The sequence below is a fragment of the Amycolatopsis viridis genome (genome assembly GCF_011758765.1).
Classification (GTDB): domain Bacteria; phylum Actinomycetota; class Actinomycetes; order Mycobacteriales; family Pseudonocardiaceae; genus Amycolatopsis_E; species Amycolatopsis_E viridis.
The window spans coordinates 1,450,841-1,466,422 of record NZ_JAANOU010000001.1 but is presented as its reverse complement, the minus strand read 5'-3'; the positions used below and the strand labels follow the sequence as shown (position 1 = coordinate 1,466,422).

Here is a 15,582-nt window from a genome sequence, read left to right as displayed (position 1 = left end):
GGTGCCGGCGACCGCGGGACCCGCGCTCAGGCGAGCACCACCTTGCCCAGCTCCGCCGGGGTCGCGAGGAGGTCGTGCCGCGGCAGGATCCGCACGGTGTACCCGAGCGAACCCGCCCGCGGCAGCCGCACGGTCGCCACGTACTCGCCTTCCTGGGCGGCCACCATCGGCACCGTCACCGGCTCGGCGAGCTCGTCCGTGTCCCCGACGCGGCCCACCACCGTCTGAACGTCCACTTCGGACGGCGCGAGCCCCGCCAGGTCGACCTTCGCGCGCACCCGGACCTCGTCGCCGACCACCAGGCGCTCCTGCGCCTCCACCGTCAGCTCGGTGTCGAGCACCCGCACCTGCCGCCACACGGTGTCGATCCGGCGCCGGTACGCCGCCAGGGACCGCGCCCCGGAGTAGCCGTTGGCGGCCGCCGCCGCGCTCGTCACCGCCGCCGGGTGGTACGCGGTCTCCACGTACTCCCGCACCATCCGCGACGCCTGCACCCGCGGCCCCAGCACGTCGAGCGTGTGCCACACCATCGACATCCACCCGCGCGGCACGCGCGCGGCGTCGCGCTCGTAGAACAGCGGCGCCACCTGCTGCCCCAGCAGGTCGTACAGCGCAGCGGACTCCAGCTCGTCCCGGCGCAACGGGTCGGTGACGCCGTCCGCCGTCGGGATGGCCCAGCCGTTGCTGCCGTCGTAGCACTCCTCCCACCAGCCGTCCCGGATGGACAGGTTGAGCCCGCCGTTGAGCGCCGACTTCATGCCCGACGTGCCGCACGCCTCCAGCGGCCGGGTCGGGTTGTTCAGCCACACGTCGCAGCCGCGGTAGAGGTAGCGGGCCATCGACATGTCGTAGTCGGGCAGGAACACCATGCGCCGGCGGATCGCGGGGTCGTCGGTGAACCGGACGACCTGCTGGATCAGCGCCTTGCCGCCCTCGTCCGCCGGATGGGACTTGCCGGCCACCACGATCTGGATCGGCCGTTCCTCGTCCAGCAGCAACGCACGCAGCCGCTCCGGATCGCGCAGCATCAGCGTCAGCCGCTTGTACGTCGGCACGCGCCGCGCGAACCCGACGGTCAGCACGTCCGGGTCGAACACCTGGTTCACCCAGCCCAGCTCCAACGCCGACGCGCCCCGCTGCAACCACGCGTTGCGCACCCGGCGGCGCACCTCGAGCACGAGCTTCTGCCGCAGGTCCCGTCGCAGCGCCCACAGCTCCTCGTCGGACACGCCCATCTGACTGGGCAGCTTGCCGTCGTGCCCCCACGCCTTGTGCTTGCCACCCAGGAGCGCGGTCAGCTCACGCGCCACCCACGTCGGCCCGTGCACCCCGTTGGTGACCGACGAGATCGGCACCTCGGCGTCGTCGAACCCGGGCCACAGCCGCGCGAACATGCGCCGCGACACCCGGCCGTGCAGCTGGGACACGCCGTTGGACCGCTGCGCGAGCCGCAACCCCATGTGCGCCATGTTGAACATGCCCGGGTTGTCCTCGGCGCCCAGCGCGAGGATGCGCGGCAGCTCCAGGCCGGGCAGCAGGCGGCCGTCACCGAAGTAGTGCTGCACCAGGTCCACCGGGAACCGGTCGATGCCGGCCGGGACCGGCGTGTGGGTGGTGAACACCGTGCCGGCGCGGACCGCGGACAGCGCCTCGTCGAAGGCCAGCCCGTGCTCGGCGATCACCTCGCGCGCCCGCTCCAGGCCGAGGAACCCGGCGTGGCCCTCGTTGGTGTGGAAGACCTCGGGCTGCGGGTGGCCGGTCAGCTCGCAGTACCGCCGCACCGCGCGCATCCCGCCGATGCCGGCCAGGATCTCCTGGCGGATGCGGTGGTCGGCGTCGCCGCCGTAGAGCCGGTCGCTGACCCGGCGCAGGTCCTCGTCGTTGGCGTCGACGTCGGTGTCCAGCAGCAGCAGCGGCACCCGTCCGACCTGCGCCTGCCACACCTGCGCATACAGGTCGCGGCCACCGGGCATGGCGACGTGCACCAGCACCGGCTCGGAATCGGGGCCGGTCAGCAGCTCCAGCGGCAGCGCGCTCGGCTCGATCACCGGGTAGTGCTCGACCTGCCAGCCGTCCAGCGACAGTGACTGCCGGAAGTACCCCGACCGGTAGAGCGGCCCGACACCGATCAGCGGCACGCCGAGGTCGGAGGCCGCCTTGAGGTGGTCGCCGGCGAGCACGCCGAGACCACCGGAGTAGTTCGGCAGCGCCTCGTGCACCCCGAACTCCATGGAGAAGTACGCGATCGCCGCCGGCGCCTGCTCCCCTTGCGGGCGCTGCTGGTACCAGCGGCGCTCGGTCAGGTAGCGGTCCAGGTCCTCGGTCATCGCGCGGGCGCGGGTGAGGAAGTCCTCGTCCGCGGCGAGCTCCTCCAGGCGGGCGGGGGACACCGCGGTGAGCATCCGGAGCGGGTCCCGCACGCGACGGAACAGCTCGTCGTCCATCGACGCGAACAGGTCACGGGTCGGCGGGTGCCACGTCCAGCGCAGGTTGGTGGCCAGCGCGCGCAGCCCGGCCAGCGGCTCGGGCAGGCTCGCGCGGACGGTGAACCGGCGGATTGCTCTCATGAGGATCGACGATATCGGTAAGGTGCGCTGCGACAAGCGTGACGAACATCGAGGGGGCCGGGTGCGGCGAACGCTGGTGGCGCTGAGCGGGGTGCTGGCGCTGGCCCTGACCGGGTGCGGCGGCGGTACGGCCGCGCTGACCATCGAGAGTGACGTGGCCGGCCTGCCGATCACGCACTTCGACAGCGGCCTCAAACGGGACGCGCCCGACCCCGACCTGAACGTGACCAACGTCAGCGACGACGAGGCCGACCGCATCGCGGTCGCCACCATCGCCGACGTCGAGGACTACTGGTCGGACGCCCTGCCCTCCGGCTTCGGCGTCACGTTCCGGCCGGTGAAGTCCCTGCTGTCCTACGACTCCGGCGGCGCGAACCAGAAGAACGGCTGCGGCGACACCAAGGGCAACGTCAACGCGTTCTACTGCAGCACCGACGATTCCATCGCCTGGGACCGCGGTGCGCTGCTGCCCACGATGATGGACAAGTTCGGGCCGCTGTCGGTGGTCACGGTGCTCGCGCACGAGTTCGGCCACGCCGTGCAGTACCGGCTTGGCGACCAGGCCGGCATCACCCGCAACACGCCGACGATCGTCAAGGAGCAGCAGGCGGACTGCTTCGCCGGCGGCTACTACCGCTGGGTCGCCGAAGGCCGGAGCAAGTACTTCGCCGTGTCCACCTCCGACGGACTCAACTCGGCGCTCTCGTCGCTGTTCCTGGTGCGGGACGACGCCGGCACCTCGGCGACGGACCGGGCGGCGCACGGCACCGGGTTCGACCGCACCTACGCCTTCCAGATCGGCTTCGAGCGCGGCCCGAAGAAGTGTGCGGCGATGACGATGGACAGCATCCGCCCGCGACTGACCGAGCGGCCCTTCGACGCCGACGACCGGGACGGTGACCTCAGGGTCGACCGGGAGGCGATCACGCTGCTCGGGGCGAGCCTCGACCGGGCGTTCGCGGGTGCCAAGGTGCCGTCGCCGCGGATCACCGACGACGGCGGCAGCTGCCCGGGCGGCGCGTCCACCCCGCCCGCGTCCTACTGCGCCGACGGCAACACGGTCAGCATCGACCTGGCGGCGCTGGCCGCACTGGGCCGCCCGGTCGACCAGCGCAGCGAGCTCAGCGGTTCCGGCAGCGGCGGGCACGGCGACTTCGCGGCGTTCGCCGAGGTCGCCTCCCGCTACGCGCTGGGCATTCAGAAGGGCGTGGGGGCGTCGCTGGACAACCCCAACGCGGGATTGCGGACGGCCTGCCTGGTCGGGGCGTGGGCGGCGGTGGCCGCGCAGCCCGGCCAACAGCTCCGGCTGTCCGCCGGCGATCTGGACGAGGCGATCTCGGACCTGCTGCGGCCGGATTCGCTGGTGGCCGCCGACGTGCACGGCAAGCCGGCGGCCAGCGGGTTCAACCGGGTGGAGGCCATGCGGACCGGGTACCTGCAGGGCTCACAACCCTGCTCGCAGCGGTACGGCTGATCCCTCCCGCACCGGGTGCGGGAGGGGAAGCGCCGGGCGTCCGGTCAGAACAGGGCCGAGGCGAGGTTGCGCCGCGCCACGGCCACCCGCTCGTCGGCCGGGTCGAAGAGCTCGAAGAGCCCCACCAGGTGCTCGCGGACGCGGTTGCGGTCCGGGCCCGCGGTGCGGCGCACCGCCTCGACGAGCCGCGAGAAGCCGTCCTCGACCTTGCCGGTCGCCACCTCGTAGTCGGCCGCCGCGAACTGGGCCTCCAGGTCGTCGGGTGCCGCGTCCGCCCTGGCGACGGCCGACGGGTCGGCCTCGGCGGCGCGGGCGGCGAACCGGACCTGCGCGAGTCCTTCCCTGGCCAGGTCGTTGGCCGGCTCGGTGTCCAGGATGCGCTGGTAGGCGGCCTCCGCCGCGGCGAAGTCGCCGCGCTCGAACGCGGTCTCGGCCTCGGTGAACCGCGGGTCCTCGGGCTGCTCGGCGTCCTCCGCGCCGGACGGCGGGACGCCGGGCAGCTTGCCCTGCAGCGCCTCCAGCAGCTGGTCCAGCCACTGGCGGATCTCCGGCTCGGGCAGCGCGCCCTGGAACGCGTTCACCGGCTGGCCACCGGCGATCGCGACGACCATCGGGATCGACTGGACCCCGAAGACCTGCGCGATGCGCGGGTTGGCGTCCACGTCGACCTTCGCCAGCACCCAGGCACCACCGGACTGCTCGGCCAGCCGCTCCAGCACCGGGCTGAGCTGCTTGCACGGCCCGCACCACTCGGCCCACAGGTCCACCACCACGAGCTGCCGCATCGACCGCTCGACGACCTCGGTCTGGAACGTGGCCTCGGTGACGTCGATGACCGCACCGGCGGCGCCACCACCCCCGGCCGGAGCACCACTCGACGGCGGCGGGGCGTTGCGCTGCGCCTCGGCCCGGGCCTTGAGCGCGGACAGGTCCACCGCGCCGGACAGCGCGGCGGACATGGCGGCTGACTTCGCTGCTTGTGCGCGTGGATTTGTCACGCTTCCATCCTGGCATGTACGGTCCGACGTTTCACCGGAGGTGCTCCTCCAGCCGGTCCACTTTCGCCTCCAGCTGACCGCTGTCGAACCCGGGCCGGATGTCGGCCTTGAGGACCAGCGACACCCGGGCCGCGCCTTCGCCGGCCGCCTGCACCGCCCGCTTCACCACGTCCATCGACGTTGGTGAACATGGTTGCGTCTGAACTGGAACACGAACTCGACACATACGGGCAACGCGCGCGGTGCGCATTTTCGTGAGTTGTTCAACCATATCAAGCACACGACCTCAGTGAGCGTCCGGAACTTCTCTATCTGCAAGGCCGTTCCCGGCCAGGTCGAGCCCCTGAATCCTGGTATAAACGGAACTGTGGCGACTGACCTGACTGTGTTCTCCGACTACCGGCAGATCCACCTCCTGGATAGCGGCTCGTCCACCGAACTGGCAGACCAATGGTCAGATTCCGCACTGTTTCACTACCTCGCGCTGGCGGACGACGCAATTGGTATCTGGACAGGGGTCAACGGCGATGTGATCGTCACCATCGATGTGACCGATGTGGCGCCCGCCGATGACAAGGATGCCTTCGACATTGTCACGGAGTGCAGCCTGCGAGCCGCCTCTGGCGCGTTGAGGCTTACTTCTCCGACCTACGGCGAGGACGACGGTGATCTGGTAACAGTTCCGAGGGGGTGGTTGCGATTGCGCCTGTCTCTGACGCGGACGCCCGGTGATTGGCCACACGTCCGGATTCAGTGCTGGCCTGCCGAACCCACCGACGCAGTCTTGGTCAAGGGGTGGAATCCCGAGACAGGCTCATTCCACCCCGGGCCGAGGAACTGAGCTCTCGGACACTCATTGAGAGTTCACTCATCGCGGTTCCTAATTCAACTGCATGGCCAGCTTGCGCGCGGGAGCTGGTTGTCAGTCGTTTCAAGCATCCGAGCGACATTCTGCTGCGAAGGAAGGTTCAACAGGCCGTCGAGCACTCGACGGATGGCCTCGCGAAGATCGTCATAAGCCGGTCGTACGACCTCGTCGTCAGCCGCGGACAGGTCGTTGTCCGAGAACACCCGATAGGCAGCCCAGGCGACGCCTGACGGGCGTAATCACGTCCCCAGCGTTCCCTGGCGCATGACGCCCTCTTGGCGGCCCTGGCGGTCGATTGAGATGCGGCAACACGGGGCAACGTATCGGTTCACAGCGCCAAGCTTGCCGCACGGTACGTCTTGACATCAACCACCGTTGGTGGAGTTCGGCAGGCCGGACTCGCGCACGACCCGCACCGCACGGGCGACGGCTTCGCTGACTCCGCCGTCCGGGTCACCGCCGGACGGGCTCACGCTGAACGCGACGATCATCGGCTCTCCTCACACTTGTGACACTTTGCGCACTACCCTGCCCCGCCGGTCAAGAACCCGCTGGTAGCTTCCCTGCCATGAACCGCCCGCTGCCTTTCGACCCGATCGCCCGCGCCGCGCAGCTGTGGGAGGAACGGATCGGGCCGTCCGGGGCGATGGCGGCGGTCACCGGCGTGATGCGGGTCCAGCAGATCGTCCAGTCGGCCGTCGACGCCGCGCTCAAACCACACGGCCTGACCTTCGCGCGCTACGAAGCGCTGGTGCTGCTGTCGTTCGCGCGGCGCGGCGCACTGCCGATGCGCGTGATGGGCGAACGGCTGCAACTGCACCCGACGAGCGTGACCAACATCGTGGACCGGCTGGAGAAGGACGGGCTGGTCAAGCGGATGCCGCACCCGACCGACCGGCGCACCACGCTGGTGGAGATCACCAGCGACGGTCATGCGCGGCTGGAGGAGGCGACGAAGGCGGTCACCGCGATCGACTTCGGGCTGGTCGGTCTCACGCCCAAGCAGACCGAGCAGCTGTCCGAGCTGCTCACCAAGGTGCGCAAGGCCACCGGCGACTTCAACGGCTGACGGCAGCGCGAAGCGCCGCCCCGGCGCGTGCGGAGGCGGCGCTTCGATGCCGCGGGGTCAGGCGGAGACGGTGTCCCGGACGATCAGGCCGGTGCCGCCGTAGGTCAGGCGCTCCGGGCCGTCGAGCTTCCCGGTGCGCAGCGCCCAGGTCTCGAACCACCAGGTGAACAGCGGTGGGATGCTGGCCAGCAGCGCCATGGCGAGCACGCGCGGGCGCCAGCCCAGCGGCTTGAACACGGCGAGCGTGACGACGACGTACACGACGAAGACGACGCCGTGCACCATCCCGAGCACCGGCACGCCACCATCGTTCGGGGCGTCCACGACGTACTTCAGGAACATCCCGATCAGCAAACCCGCCCAGGACAGCGCCTCGGCGACGGCGGCCACGCGGAACACGAGAGCGGCCTTGCTGGTCACTGCTTTCCTCCTCGTGAGAAGCACATGGAAAAACGTCCGACTTCGCTGACGTCAACCACGCTGTCGGACGTTCCGGTACCCAGTGTGAGCCGTGATCGTGGTCACCGGAACTCCGGGGGTCGTGATCATCCTCACGACTGGCGGACGCGGCCGACGCACGGTGACCACCGGTTGACACCGCGCTGCCCGGTGGTGTGGAATCCACCCGCTATGACAACGTTGTCGTCCGGTGCGGGCAAGGCGTCCCGGCGCGCCACGATGAACGACGTCGCCCGGCTGGCCGGAGTGAGCGTCAAGACGGTGTCGCGCGTGGTCAACGACGAGCCCGCGGTGCACCCGGACACGGCCGAGCGTGTCCTCGCCGCCATCGACGAGCTCGGGTTCCGGCGCAACCTCGGCGCGCGCAACCTGCGCCGCGGCTCGACCACCGGCACGATCGGCCTGGTGCTGGAGGACGTGGGCAACCCGTTCTACTCCGAGCTCACCCGCGCGGCGGAGCAGGTCGCCACCGCGTTCGGGCGGCGCCTGCTGTCCGGCTCGTCCGGTGAGGACCCCGACCGCGAGCGCGAACTGGCCCTGGAGTTCTGCGCGCGCCGGGTGGACGGCCTGCTGGTGGTCCCGGCCGGCCGCGAGCACGGCTACCTCCTGCCCGAAGTGCGCGCCGGCACGCCGGTGGTCTTCGTGGACCGCCCGCCCGGGGACATCGCGGCCGACACCGTCCTGGTCGACAACGTCGGCGGCACCGTGCAGGCGGTGGCCCACCTGGTCCGGCACGGTCACCGCCGCATCGCCTTCCTCGGTGACCGGCCCGAGATCCACACCGCCGCCGAGCGCCTGCGCGGCTACCGGGACGGGTGCGCTCGCGCCGGCCTGCGCCCCGACGAGCGCCTGGTGATCATGCGCCCGCCCACCCGGCAGGGCGTCGCGGACGCGGTGGCCCGGCTGCTCGCCGACCCGGACCCGGCCACCGCGATCATCGCCGGCAACAACCGCGTCACGGTCCACCTGCTGCGCGCGCTGGCCCACGTCACGCCGCGCCCCGCGGTCGTCGGCTTCGACGACTTCGAACTCGCCGATCTGCTCGACCCGCCGGTGACCGTCGTCGCGCACGACGTGAGCCGTCTCGGATCGGCAGCGGCCGAGCTGTTGTTCGCCCGCATCAACGGTGATGCCTCCGCACCGAGAAAGGTTGTGCTGCCCGTGCGTCTCGTTCCCCGCGGCTCCGGAGAGGTGTCCCCGTGACCGCCCCGATCAAGCTCCCGGCCAACCAGCCGGCCCAGTTCTACCGCGGTGGTGCCGCGATCGCCGCCCTGCGCGGGGTGTCCGGACCGGACTCCGCGTTCGGCCCCGAGGACTGGGTCGCCTCGACCACCACCCGCTTCGGCCAGGAGGAGGCCGGGCTGACCCGGCTGCCCGACGGCCGGTGGCTGCGCGACGCGGTCCGCGCCGACCCGGAGTCCTGGCTGGGCGCCGAGCACGTCGCCGCGTTCCACGATTCCACCGCGCTCCTCGTGAAGCTGCTCGACGCAGGTCAGCGGCTACCGGTGCACTTCCACCCCACTGACGGCTTCGCGCGCAAGCACTTCGACTCGCACTTCGGCAAGACCGAGGCGTGGATCGTGGTCGGCACCAGCGGCGAGGACCCGCGCGTCTACCCCGGTTTCCGCGAGACGGTCAGCCCCGCCACCGTGCACGAGTGGGTGCGTGAGCAGGACACCGGCACGATGCTCGGCGCGCTCAACAGCGTCGCGGTCCGTCCCGGCGACACGGTCTACATCCCGGCCGGGCTGCCGCACGCCATCGGTGCGGGCGTGTTCGTCGTCGAGCTGCAACAGCCGACGGACTTCTCGTTGAGCATCGAGTGGCGGGACTTCCTGGACGACCCGGACCAGGCACACCTCGGGCTCGGGTTCGACACCGCGTTGCAGGCGCTGGACACCTCGGGCTGGGACGACGAGCGGCTGGCGTCGATCGTCAAGCGCACCGCCGGCGCCGAAGGGTCCACTGTGGACCTGCTGGCGGCCGGGTCGGCGGAGTTCTTCCGCGCCGACCAGCTGCGCCCCGCGCCCGCGCTCGCGCTCGACCCGTCGTTCGCCGTGCTGGTGGTGCTCGACGGGCAGGGCACGCTGCGCACGGAGCGCGGTGGCGAGCTGTCCCTCGCCAAGGGCGAGACGCTCGTGGTGCCGCACGCCGCCGGGCAGCTCGAACTGTCCGGCGACCTGACCGTCATCCGCTGCCGGCCGCCGGTCCCGCGGGCGCGCTGACGGGTTCGTCCGGCCCGGCGCCCGGGGAGGTGCGCTCCTCCCCGGGCGTTCAGCGCAGGGACTTCAGGTGCTCGGCCAGCCAGCCGCGCGCGTCCCGCCACAGGCCGGCGCCCAGCGAGATCCGCGCCACGCCCAGTTCCGCCAGCGCCGCGAAGTCCGGGCCGTTCGCGTTCACCGCGGCCGGGCGCACCGCCTGCACGAATTCGGCCAGCACGTCGCGGTCGCGCAGCAGGATCGGGTACACGCAGTCCGCGCCGGCGTCGAGGTAGGCGCGGGCCCGCTCGATCGCCTCGGGCAGCACGGCGCGCGCGTCGGCGGCTGTCAGGAACACGTCGATGCGGGCGTTGAGGACCAGGTCCGCGCCCGCGGCTTCGCGGATCGCGGCGAGGCGGGCGGCCTGCTCGTCCACCGGTCGCAGCCCGCCACCGGCGTGATCGGTGTCCTCGTAGTTGCACCCGACCGCCCCGGTCGCGAGCAGCCGGTCGGCGAACTCGGGCCCGGGCAAGCCGTACCCGCCCTCGGCGTCCACCGTCACCGGCACCGGCACGGCCCGCGCGATGCGTGCCGCGGCGGCGAACATCTCCTGCACCGGCGCCACCTCCCCGTCGGGGTAGCCGAGCGACGCGGCCACCGCGACCGACGACGTGGCCACCACGGGAAAGTTGGCCTCCGCGACGAGCCGGGCGCTGTCGGCGTCCCACGCGTTCGGCAGGATCAGCGGGTCACCCGGCACGTGCAGTGCCCGCAACGCCGCGGCCGTCACTTCGGCTCCGCCGGCAGCGCCTTGCGGCTGGTCACGCCGACCCGGTTGAACGTGTTGATCACCGCCGCCGCCCAGGCGACTGCGACGTACTGCTCCTCGGTGAACACGCTCGTCGCCTGCTCGTACACGTCGTCGGGCACGTCCTGGTGCTCCGACAGCCGGGTTATCGCCTCGGTCAGCGCGAGCGCGGCCCGCTCCTGCTCGGTGTAGAGGTCGGTCTCCCGCCACGCGCTGACCATGACGATCCGGCGCTCGCTCTCACCGAGCTTGCGCGCGTCCTGGGAGTGCATGTCGAGGCAGAAGGCACACCCGTTGAGCATCGACGCGCGGATCTTGACCAGCTCGATCAGCCGCTGGTCGAGACCGGCGTTCGCGGCCGCCTTCTCGACCACGGTGTGCAGGTCGCGGATCGCGCGGTAGGCGTCGGGCAGCGCGGCCGACAACTGGATTCGCTTCGTCATGACACCCAACCTAGCCCGCGCTGGCCTACGGGTATGGTCCAGTTTCATGGCACGTTCGTGGTCCAGTTCCGATCTCCACCTCGACTGGGATCCAGGTACGGGCCGCCGCGGACTGACCGGCGCGCTGCGCTCCGCCATCCGTGACGGCCGCCTCGCACCCGGCACGGCGCTGCCGTCCACCCGCGCGCTCGCGGCCGACCTCGGCGTCGCCCGCGGCACCATCACCCGTGTGTACGGCGACCTGACGGCCGAGGGCTACCTGCGCAGCCGCCAGGGCGCCCCCACCCGGGTCGCCGCTGTCACCCGCGCTCCCGCCGAAGCCCGCGAGAAGGCCGGACCGGCATCGGCGGCGTGGCTGCGCGACGCGCGCTGGGACCTGTTCCCCGGGCGGCCCGACCTGTCGTCCTTCCCGCGCGCGGCCTGGGCCTCGGCCACCCGGCGCGTCCTGCACGCGATGCCGGCCGGCTCGTTCGACTACGGCGACCCGGCCGGGCCGGCCGCGCTCCGCGAAGCGCTGGCGCGGTACCTCGCGCGCAGCCGCGGCGTCCTCGCCGAACCGGACCGCATCGTGGTCTGCGGCGGGTACTTGCAAGCCATCACCGTGCTGGGGCAGTTGTACGGCGAGATCGCCTTCGAGGACCCCTCGCTGCCCGAATTCCGCCTGGCCGCGGCGCGGGGCGGAGCGAAGACCGTCCCGGTGCCGGTGGACGAGCGCGGCCTCCGCGTGTCCGAACTGGACAGTCCGGTCGTGGTGGTGACGCCCGCGCACCAGTACCCGCTGGGCGTCACGCTCGCGCCGGAACGCCGGTCGGCGCTCGCCGGCTGGGCGGCGGCAGGCGGCCTCGTGATCGAGGACGACTACGACGGCGAGTTCCGGTTCGACCGCCAGCCACTCGGCGCGGTGCAGTCCCTGGCGCCGGAACGGATCGTCTACGCCGGCGGGGTGAGCAAGACGCTCGCGCCGTCGTTGCGCATCGGCTGGCTGGTCCTCCCCCGCCGGCTGGTCACGCCGGTGCGCGACCGGATGGCGGAGCTGGGCTGGCGGCCCCCCGTGCTGGACCACCTGATCCTCGCCGACCTGCTGACCTCGGGCGCCTACGACCGGCACGTTCGCCAGCGCCGGACCGCCTACCGCCGTCGCCGCGACCGGCTGCTCGCCGCGCTGCCACCGGAGTTCGTCCCGGAGGGCATTTCCGCCGGCTTGCACCTGGTGCTGAAGGTGCCGGACGAGGAAGCGGCCGTGCGGGCGGTGCGCAGGCGTTCGGTGGCGGTGGACCAGCTCAGCCGCCATTGGATGACGAGCGGCCCCGGCGGAATCGTGGTCGGCTACGGAACCCCCGCCGAGCACGCGTTCGGCCCCGCGGTGGCGGCGCTGGTGGAGGGGCTGCGCGCCGTCGCTACGCCTCGTCCCTGAGCGCGGCCAGCAGCTCGTCCGCGGCGGCGTAGGGGTCCAGCGCCTGGTCGGCCACCTTCTTCGCAACCGACGGCAGATGTCCACCGCGGTGCGGGTCGGTCAGGCGGGCCCGTAGCTCCCGCAACGCGATCGCCGCCACCTCGCTCGCGGCACGGTCGGCCCGGCGGCGAGCCAGCTCCCCGTGCGCGACCAGCCAGTCGTGGTGCCCGGACAACGCCTTCACCAGCTCCGGCACACCCTCGCCGCGGGCGGCCACGGTCCGCACGACCGGCTGCCGCCAGCTCTCCCCCCGGATCTCGCGGCGGGCGAAGGCGATCAGCTGCTTCAGATCGCGCACCACGGTGTCCACGCCCTCGCGGTCGGCCTTGTTCACCACGAACACGTCGGCGATCTCGAGCACCCCGGCCTTCGCCGCCTGGACACCGTCGCCGAGACCGGGTGCCAGCAGCACCACCGTGGTGTCGGCGAGCCGCACGACGTCCACTTCGGACTGCCCGACGCCCACGGTCTCGATCAGCACGACGTCGAACCCGGCGGCGTCGAGCACCCGCACCGCCTGCGGCGTCGCCCAGGACAGGCCGCCGAGATGGCCGCGGGTCGCCATGGATCGGATGAAAACGCCGGAATCGCTCGCGTGCTCGGTCATCCGGATCCGGTCGCCGAGCAGCGCACCCCCGGAGAACGGTGACGACGGGTCGATCGCGAGCACGCCCACCCGCTTGCCCTCCGCGCGCAACGCCGACACCAGCACCGACGTCGAGGTCGACTTGCCGACCCCGGGCGGCCCGGTCAGGCCGATCACCCGCGCGTGCCCGGTGTGCGGCGTGAGCGCCGCGGCCACCTCGCGCAAAGCCGGGTGCGCGTCCTCGACCAGGGAGATCAGCCTGGCGACCGCGCGCGGTTGCCCGTTCCGCGCGCGGTCGACGAGGTCCGCGACGTCCAGCGGCACTACCGGGTGGGCACCTTGATCAGCAGCGCGTCACCCTGGCCACCGCCACCGCACAGGCCGGCCGCACCGAGGCCGCCACCGCGGCGGCGCAGTTCGTGCACCAGGTGCACGGCCAGCCGGGCGCCGGACGCGCCGATCGGGTGGCCGAGGGCGATGGCACCGCCGTCGACGTTGACGATCTCCGGGTCGATGCCGAGCTTCTCGGTCGACACCAGGCCCACCGCGGCGAACGCCTCGTTGATCTCCACCAGGTCCAGCGCGCTCGCGTCGAGCTTCGCCTTCGCGAGCGCGGCCTTGATCGCGTTGGCCGGCTGCTCGTGCAGGCTCGCGTCCGGACCGGCGACCACCCCGTGCGCGCCGATCTCGGCCAGCGGCTCCAGACCCAGCTCCTCCGCCTTGGCCCGGCTGGCGACGACTACCGCGGCTGCGCCGTCGGAGATCTGCGAAGCCGAGCCCGCGGTGATGGTGCCGTCGGAGGCGAACGCCGGGCGCAGCTTCGCCAGGCTCTCCGCCGTGGTGCCGGCACGCACGCCCTCGTCGGTGTCGAAGACGATCGGGTCGCCCTTGCGCTGCGGGATCGTCACCGGGGCCATCTCGGCCTTGAACCGGCCGGCGCCGGCGGCAGCCACCGCGCGCTCGTGCGAGCGGGCCGAGAAGGCGTCCTGATCCTCGCGGGTGATGCCGTAGCGGGAGTTGTACTTCTCGGTCGAGGCACCCATCGCGCACTGGTCGAACGCGCAGAACAAGCCGTCGTAGGCCATGTGGTCGAGCAGCGTGGTGTCGCCGTACTTGAAGCCGGAACGCGACTTGGGCAGCAGGTGCGGCGCCTGGGTCATCGACTCCTGGCCGCCCGCCACCACCAGGTCGAACTCGCCGGCGCGGATGAGCTGGTCGGCCAGCGCGATCGCGTCCAGACCGGACAGGCACACCTTGTTGATGGTCAGCGCGGGCACGTCCATCGGGATGCCGGCGGCGACCGCGGCCTGCCGCGCCGGGATCTGCCCCGCGCCCGCGGTGAGGACCTGGCCCATGATCGTGTACTGGACGGCGTCCGGCGACACCCCGGCCTGCTCCAGCGCCGCCTTGATGGCGATCCCGCCGAGCTGGGCCCCGGTGAAGTCCTTGAGGGATCCGAGCAGACGCCCGATCGGGGTACGAGCGGCACCCAGGATGACGGAACCGGACACGGCAGCCTCCAAAAACGAGCAACGGCGGTCGCTTCGACGATACCCGGAGCGGCCGTCCAGTACAGGTGTGAGCCGCGGCACGACCGGACCCGGACCCCGCGGCCTATCCTGACCACCATGGATGACGCGCTGAAGCCGTTCGTGACGACCATCGACCACGTCGGTGTCGCCGTCGCCGACCTGGACGCCGCGATCGAGTTCTACGCGTCGAACTTCGGCCTGGTCGCCACGCACTCCGAGGTCAACGAGGAGCAGGGCGTGCGCGAGGCGATGCTGCACGCGCCCGGCGACGAGTCCGGCCCGGCGATCCAGCTGCTCGCCCCGCTGCGCCCGGACTCGACGATCGGCAAGTTCCTGGACACCAAGGGGCCGGGCCTGCAGCAGCTCGCCTACCGCGTCACCGACGTCGAAGCCGCGGCGGAGGCGCTGCGGGCCAAGGGACTGCGGCTGCTGTACGACAAGGCCCGGCGCGGCACCGCGAACAGCAAGGTCAACTTCGTGCACCCCAAGGACGCCGGTGGCGTCCTCGTCGAACTGGTGGAACCGGCCGCCGCGCACTAACCCGGTGCGGGCCGGGCCGTCAGAGCCTCGGCGACGAAGTTCAGCTCGCGTTCCATCAGGTCTTGCGGGTCGTCGGCGGCGTGCCGCGCCACCGAATGCCGGTAGCTCACCGCGAGCGCGAGCAGCCCGGCCGCGCTGTCCACGTCGGCGACCGCCAGCTCACCACCCCCGGCGGCGACGATCACCGCCCGCACCTGCCGGACCAGTTGCTGGAACCGCTCGTGCAACGCGTCCCGCACCGCCCGGTGCGTGTCCGCCTCGCGCCACAGCAGGTGCGACAGCATCCGGGACCGGGCCAGGCGTGCGTCGAGCTCGGAAACCAGCCGCCGCAGGCTTTCCGCGATGTCGCCCGGCACCACGACGCGGGCGGCGTCGACCTGCTCCTCGGGCAGCCGCTTGACCAGCGCACTGAGCAGGTCCGGTTTGCGGCGGAAGTAATAGTGCACGAGCCCCTTGGGCACCCCCGCGCGCTCGGCGATCCGGGAGGTCGGAGTGGCGTCGAAACCGCTTTCCGCGAACAGGTCCTCGGCCGCGCGCAGGATGCGCTCCTTGGCCGGGAGATCGTCCTCGTGATCGGACCGCGCCAC

General features: G+C 72.0%; 15 protein-coding genes and 2 pseudogenes. 7 read left to right on the top strand and 10 right to left on the bottom strand.

The window, feature by feature from the left end:
- Positions 1–26 precede the first annotated feature (26 nt).
- Positions 27–2,567, bottom strand: coding sequence for an alpha-glucan family phosphorylase (glgP, locus tag FHX46_RS07300; protein ID WP_167111818.1), 2,541 nt, complete (start codon positions 2,565–2,567; stop codon positions 27–29).
- Between glgP and FHX46_RS07295 the strand changes: the two genes are divergently transcribed.
- Positions 2,566–4,041, top strand: coding sequence for a neutral zinc metallopeptidase (locus FHX46_RS07295; RefSeq protein ID WP_167111816.1), 1,476 nt, complete (start codon positions 2,566–2,568; stop codon positions 4,039–4,041). The two genes, glgP and FHX46_RS07295, sit on opposite strands and share 2 nt — an antisense overlap.
- Positions 4,042–4,085: 44 nt before the next feature.
- On the opposite strand, the gene FHX46_RS07290 is transcribed toward FHX46_RS07295, so the two are convergent.
- Both FHX46_RS07290 and FHX46_RS07285 read right to left on the bottom strand, forming a co-directional pair.
- Positions 4,086–5,000, bottom strand: coding sequence for a tetratricopeptide repeat protein (locus tag FHX46_RS07290; RefSeq protein ID WP_208400041.1), 915 nt, complete (start codon positions 4,998–5,000; stop codon positions 4,086–4,088).
- A 70-nt stretch (positions 5,001–5,070) separates the two neighbouring features.
- Positions 5,071–5,214 (bottom strand): annotated as a pseudogene (locus FHX46_RS07285) (thiamine-binding protein); the annotation flags it as partial.
- Between the two features lie 192 nt (positions 5,215–5,406).
- Between FHX46_RS07285 and FHX46_RS07280 the strand changes: the two are divergent.
- The gene (locus FHX46_RS07280; protein ID WP_167111810.1) at positions 5,407–5,880 is read left to right on the top strand and encodes a hypothetical protein; all 474 of its coding nucleotides are present in this window, start codon (positions 5,407–5,409) and stop codon (positions 5,878–5,880) included.
- A 401-nt stretch (positions 5,881–6,281) separates the two neighbouring features.
- Here FHX46_RS07280 and FHX46_RS07275 read toward each other — a convergent pair.
- Positions 6,282–6,398: pseudogene (locus tag FHX46_RS07275) on the bottom strand (thiamine-binding protein); the annotation flags it as partial.
- A gap of 77 nt (positions 6,399–6,475) precedes the next feature.
- Between FHX46_RS07275 and FHX46_RS07270 the strand changes: the two are divergent.
- A complete protein-coding gene (locus tag FHX46_RS07270; protein ID WP_167111808.1) occupies positions 6,476–6,976 on the top strand; it encodes a MarR family winged helix-turn-helix transcriptional regulator in 501 nt (166 codons plus the stop codon).
- 57 nt (positions 6,977–7,033) lie between these two features.
- Here the strand turns inward: FHX46_RS07270 and FHX46_RS07265 are convergent, their stop codons facing one another.
- The gene (locus FHX46_RS07265; protein WP_167111806.1) at positions 7,034–7,396 is read right to left on the bottom strand and encodes a DUF3817 domain-containing protein; all 363 of its coding nucleotides are present in this window, start codon (positions 7,394–7,396) and stop codon (positions 7,034–7,036) included.
- Between the two features lie 258 nt (positions 7,397–7,654).
- On the opposite strand from FHX46_RS07265, the gene FHX46_RS07260 reads away from it, so the two are divergent.
- Together FHX46_RS07260 and FHX46_RS07255 are read left to right on the top strand one after the other, a co-directional pair.
- Positions 7,655–8,638, top strand: a complete 984-nt coding sequence (locus tag FHX46_RS07260; protein ID WP_167121220.1) for a LacI family DNA-binding transcriptional regulator — start codon at positions 7,655–7,657, stop codon at positions 8,636–8,638.
- Positions 8,635–9,660, top strand: coding sequence for a class I mannose-6-phosphate isomerase (locus tag FHX46_RS07255; protein WP_167111804.1), 1,026 nt, complete (start codon positions 8,635–8,637; stop codon positions 9,658–9,660). The genes FHX46_RS07260 and FHX46_RS07255 overlap by 4 nt, the downstream gene beginning before the upstream one ends.
- A 49-nt stretch (positions 9,661–9,709) precedes the next feature.
- Here the strand turns inward: FHX46_RS07255 and FHX46_RS07250 are convergent, their stop codons facing one another.
- Both FHX46_RS07250 and FHX46_RS07245 read right to left on the bottom strand, forming a co-directional pair.
- Positions 9,710–10,423: an isocitrate lyase/PEP mutase family protein gene (locus FHX46_RS07250; RefSeq protein WP_167111802.1), complete on the bottom strand. Its 714-nt coding sequence runs from the start codon at positions 10,421–10,423 to the stop codon at positions 9,710–9,712.
- A complete protein-coding gene (locus FHX46_RS07245; RefSeq protein ID WP_167111800.1) occupies positions 10,420–10,884 on the bottom strand; it encodes a carboxymuconolactone decarboxylase family protein in 465 nt (154 codons plus the stop codon). Before FHX46_RS07245 ends, FHX46_RS07250 begins: the two co-directional genes overlap by 4 nt.
- 46 nt (positions 10,885–10,930) lie before the next feature.
- On the opposite strand from FHX46_RS07245, the gene pdxR reads away from it, so the two are divergent.
- Positions 10,931–12,298, top strand: coding sequence for a MocR-like pyridoxine biosynthesis transcription factor PdxR (gene pdxR / locus FHX46_RS07240; protein WP_167111798.1), 1,368 nt, complete (start codon positions 10,931–10,933; stop codon positions 12,296–12,298).
- Here pdxR and meaB read toward each other — a convergent pair.
- A complete protein-coding gene (gene meaB / locus FHX46_RS07235) occupies positions 12,282–13,247 on the bottom strand; it encodes a methylmalonyl Co-A mutase-associated GTPase MeaB (protein WP_167111796.1) in 966 nt (321 codons plus the stop codon). The genes pdxR and meaB overlap by 17 nt on opposite strands.
- Complete coding sequence (locus tag FHX46_RS07230) at positions 13,247–14,434, bottom strand: acetyl-CoA C-acetyltransferase (RefSeq protein ID WP_167111794.1); 1,188 nt, start codon at positions 14,432–14,434, stop codon at positions 13,247–13,249. Before FHX46_RS07230 ends, meaB begins: the two co-directional genes overlap by 1 nt.
- A 117-nt stretch (positions 14,435–14,551) precedes the next feature.
- On the opposite strand from FHX46_RS07230, the gene mce reads away from it, so the two are divergent.
- Positions 14,552–14,995, top strand: coding sequence for a methylmalonyl-CoA epimerase (gene mce / locus FHX46_RS07225; RefSeq protein ID WP_167111792.1), 444 nt, complete (start codon positions 14,552–14,554; stop codon positions 14,993–14,995).
- On the opposite strand, the gene FHX46_RS07220 is transcribed toward mce, so the two are convergent.
- Positions 14,992–15,582, bottom strand: coding sequence for a TetR/AcrR family transcriptional regulator (locus FHX46_RS07220; protein ID WP_167121218.1), 591 nt, complete (start codon positions 15,580–15,582; stop codon positions 14,992–14,994). The genes mce and FHX46_RS07220 overlap by 4 nt on opposite strands.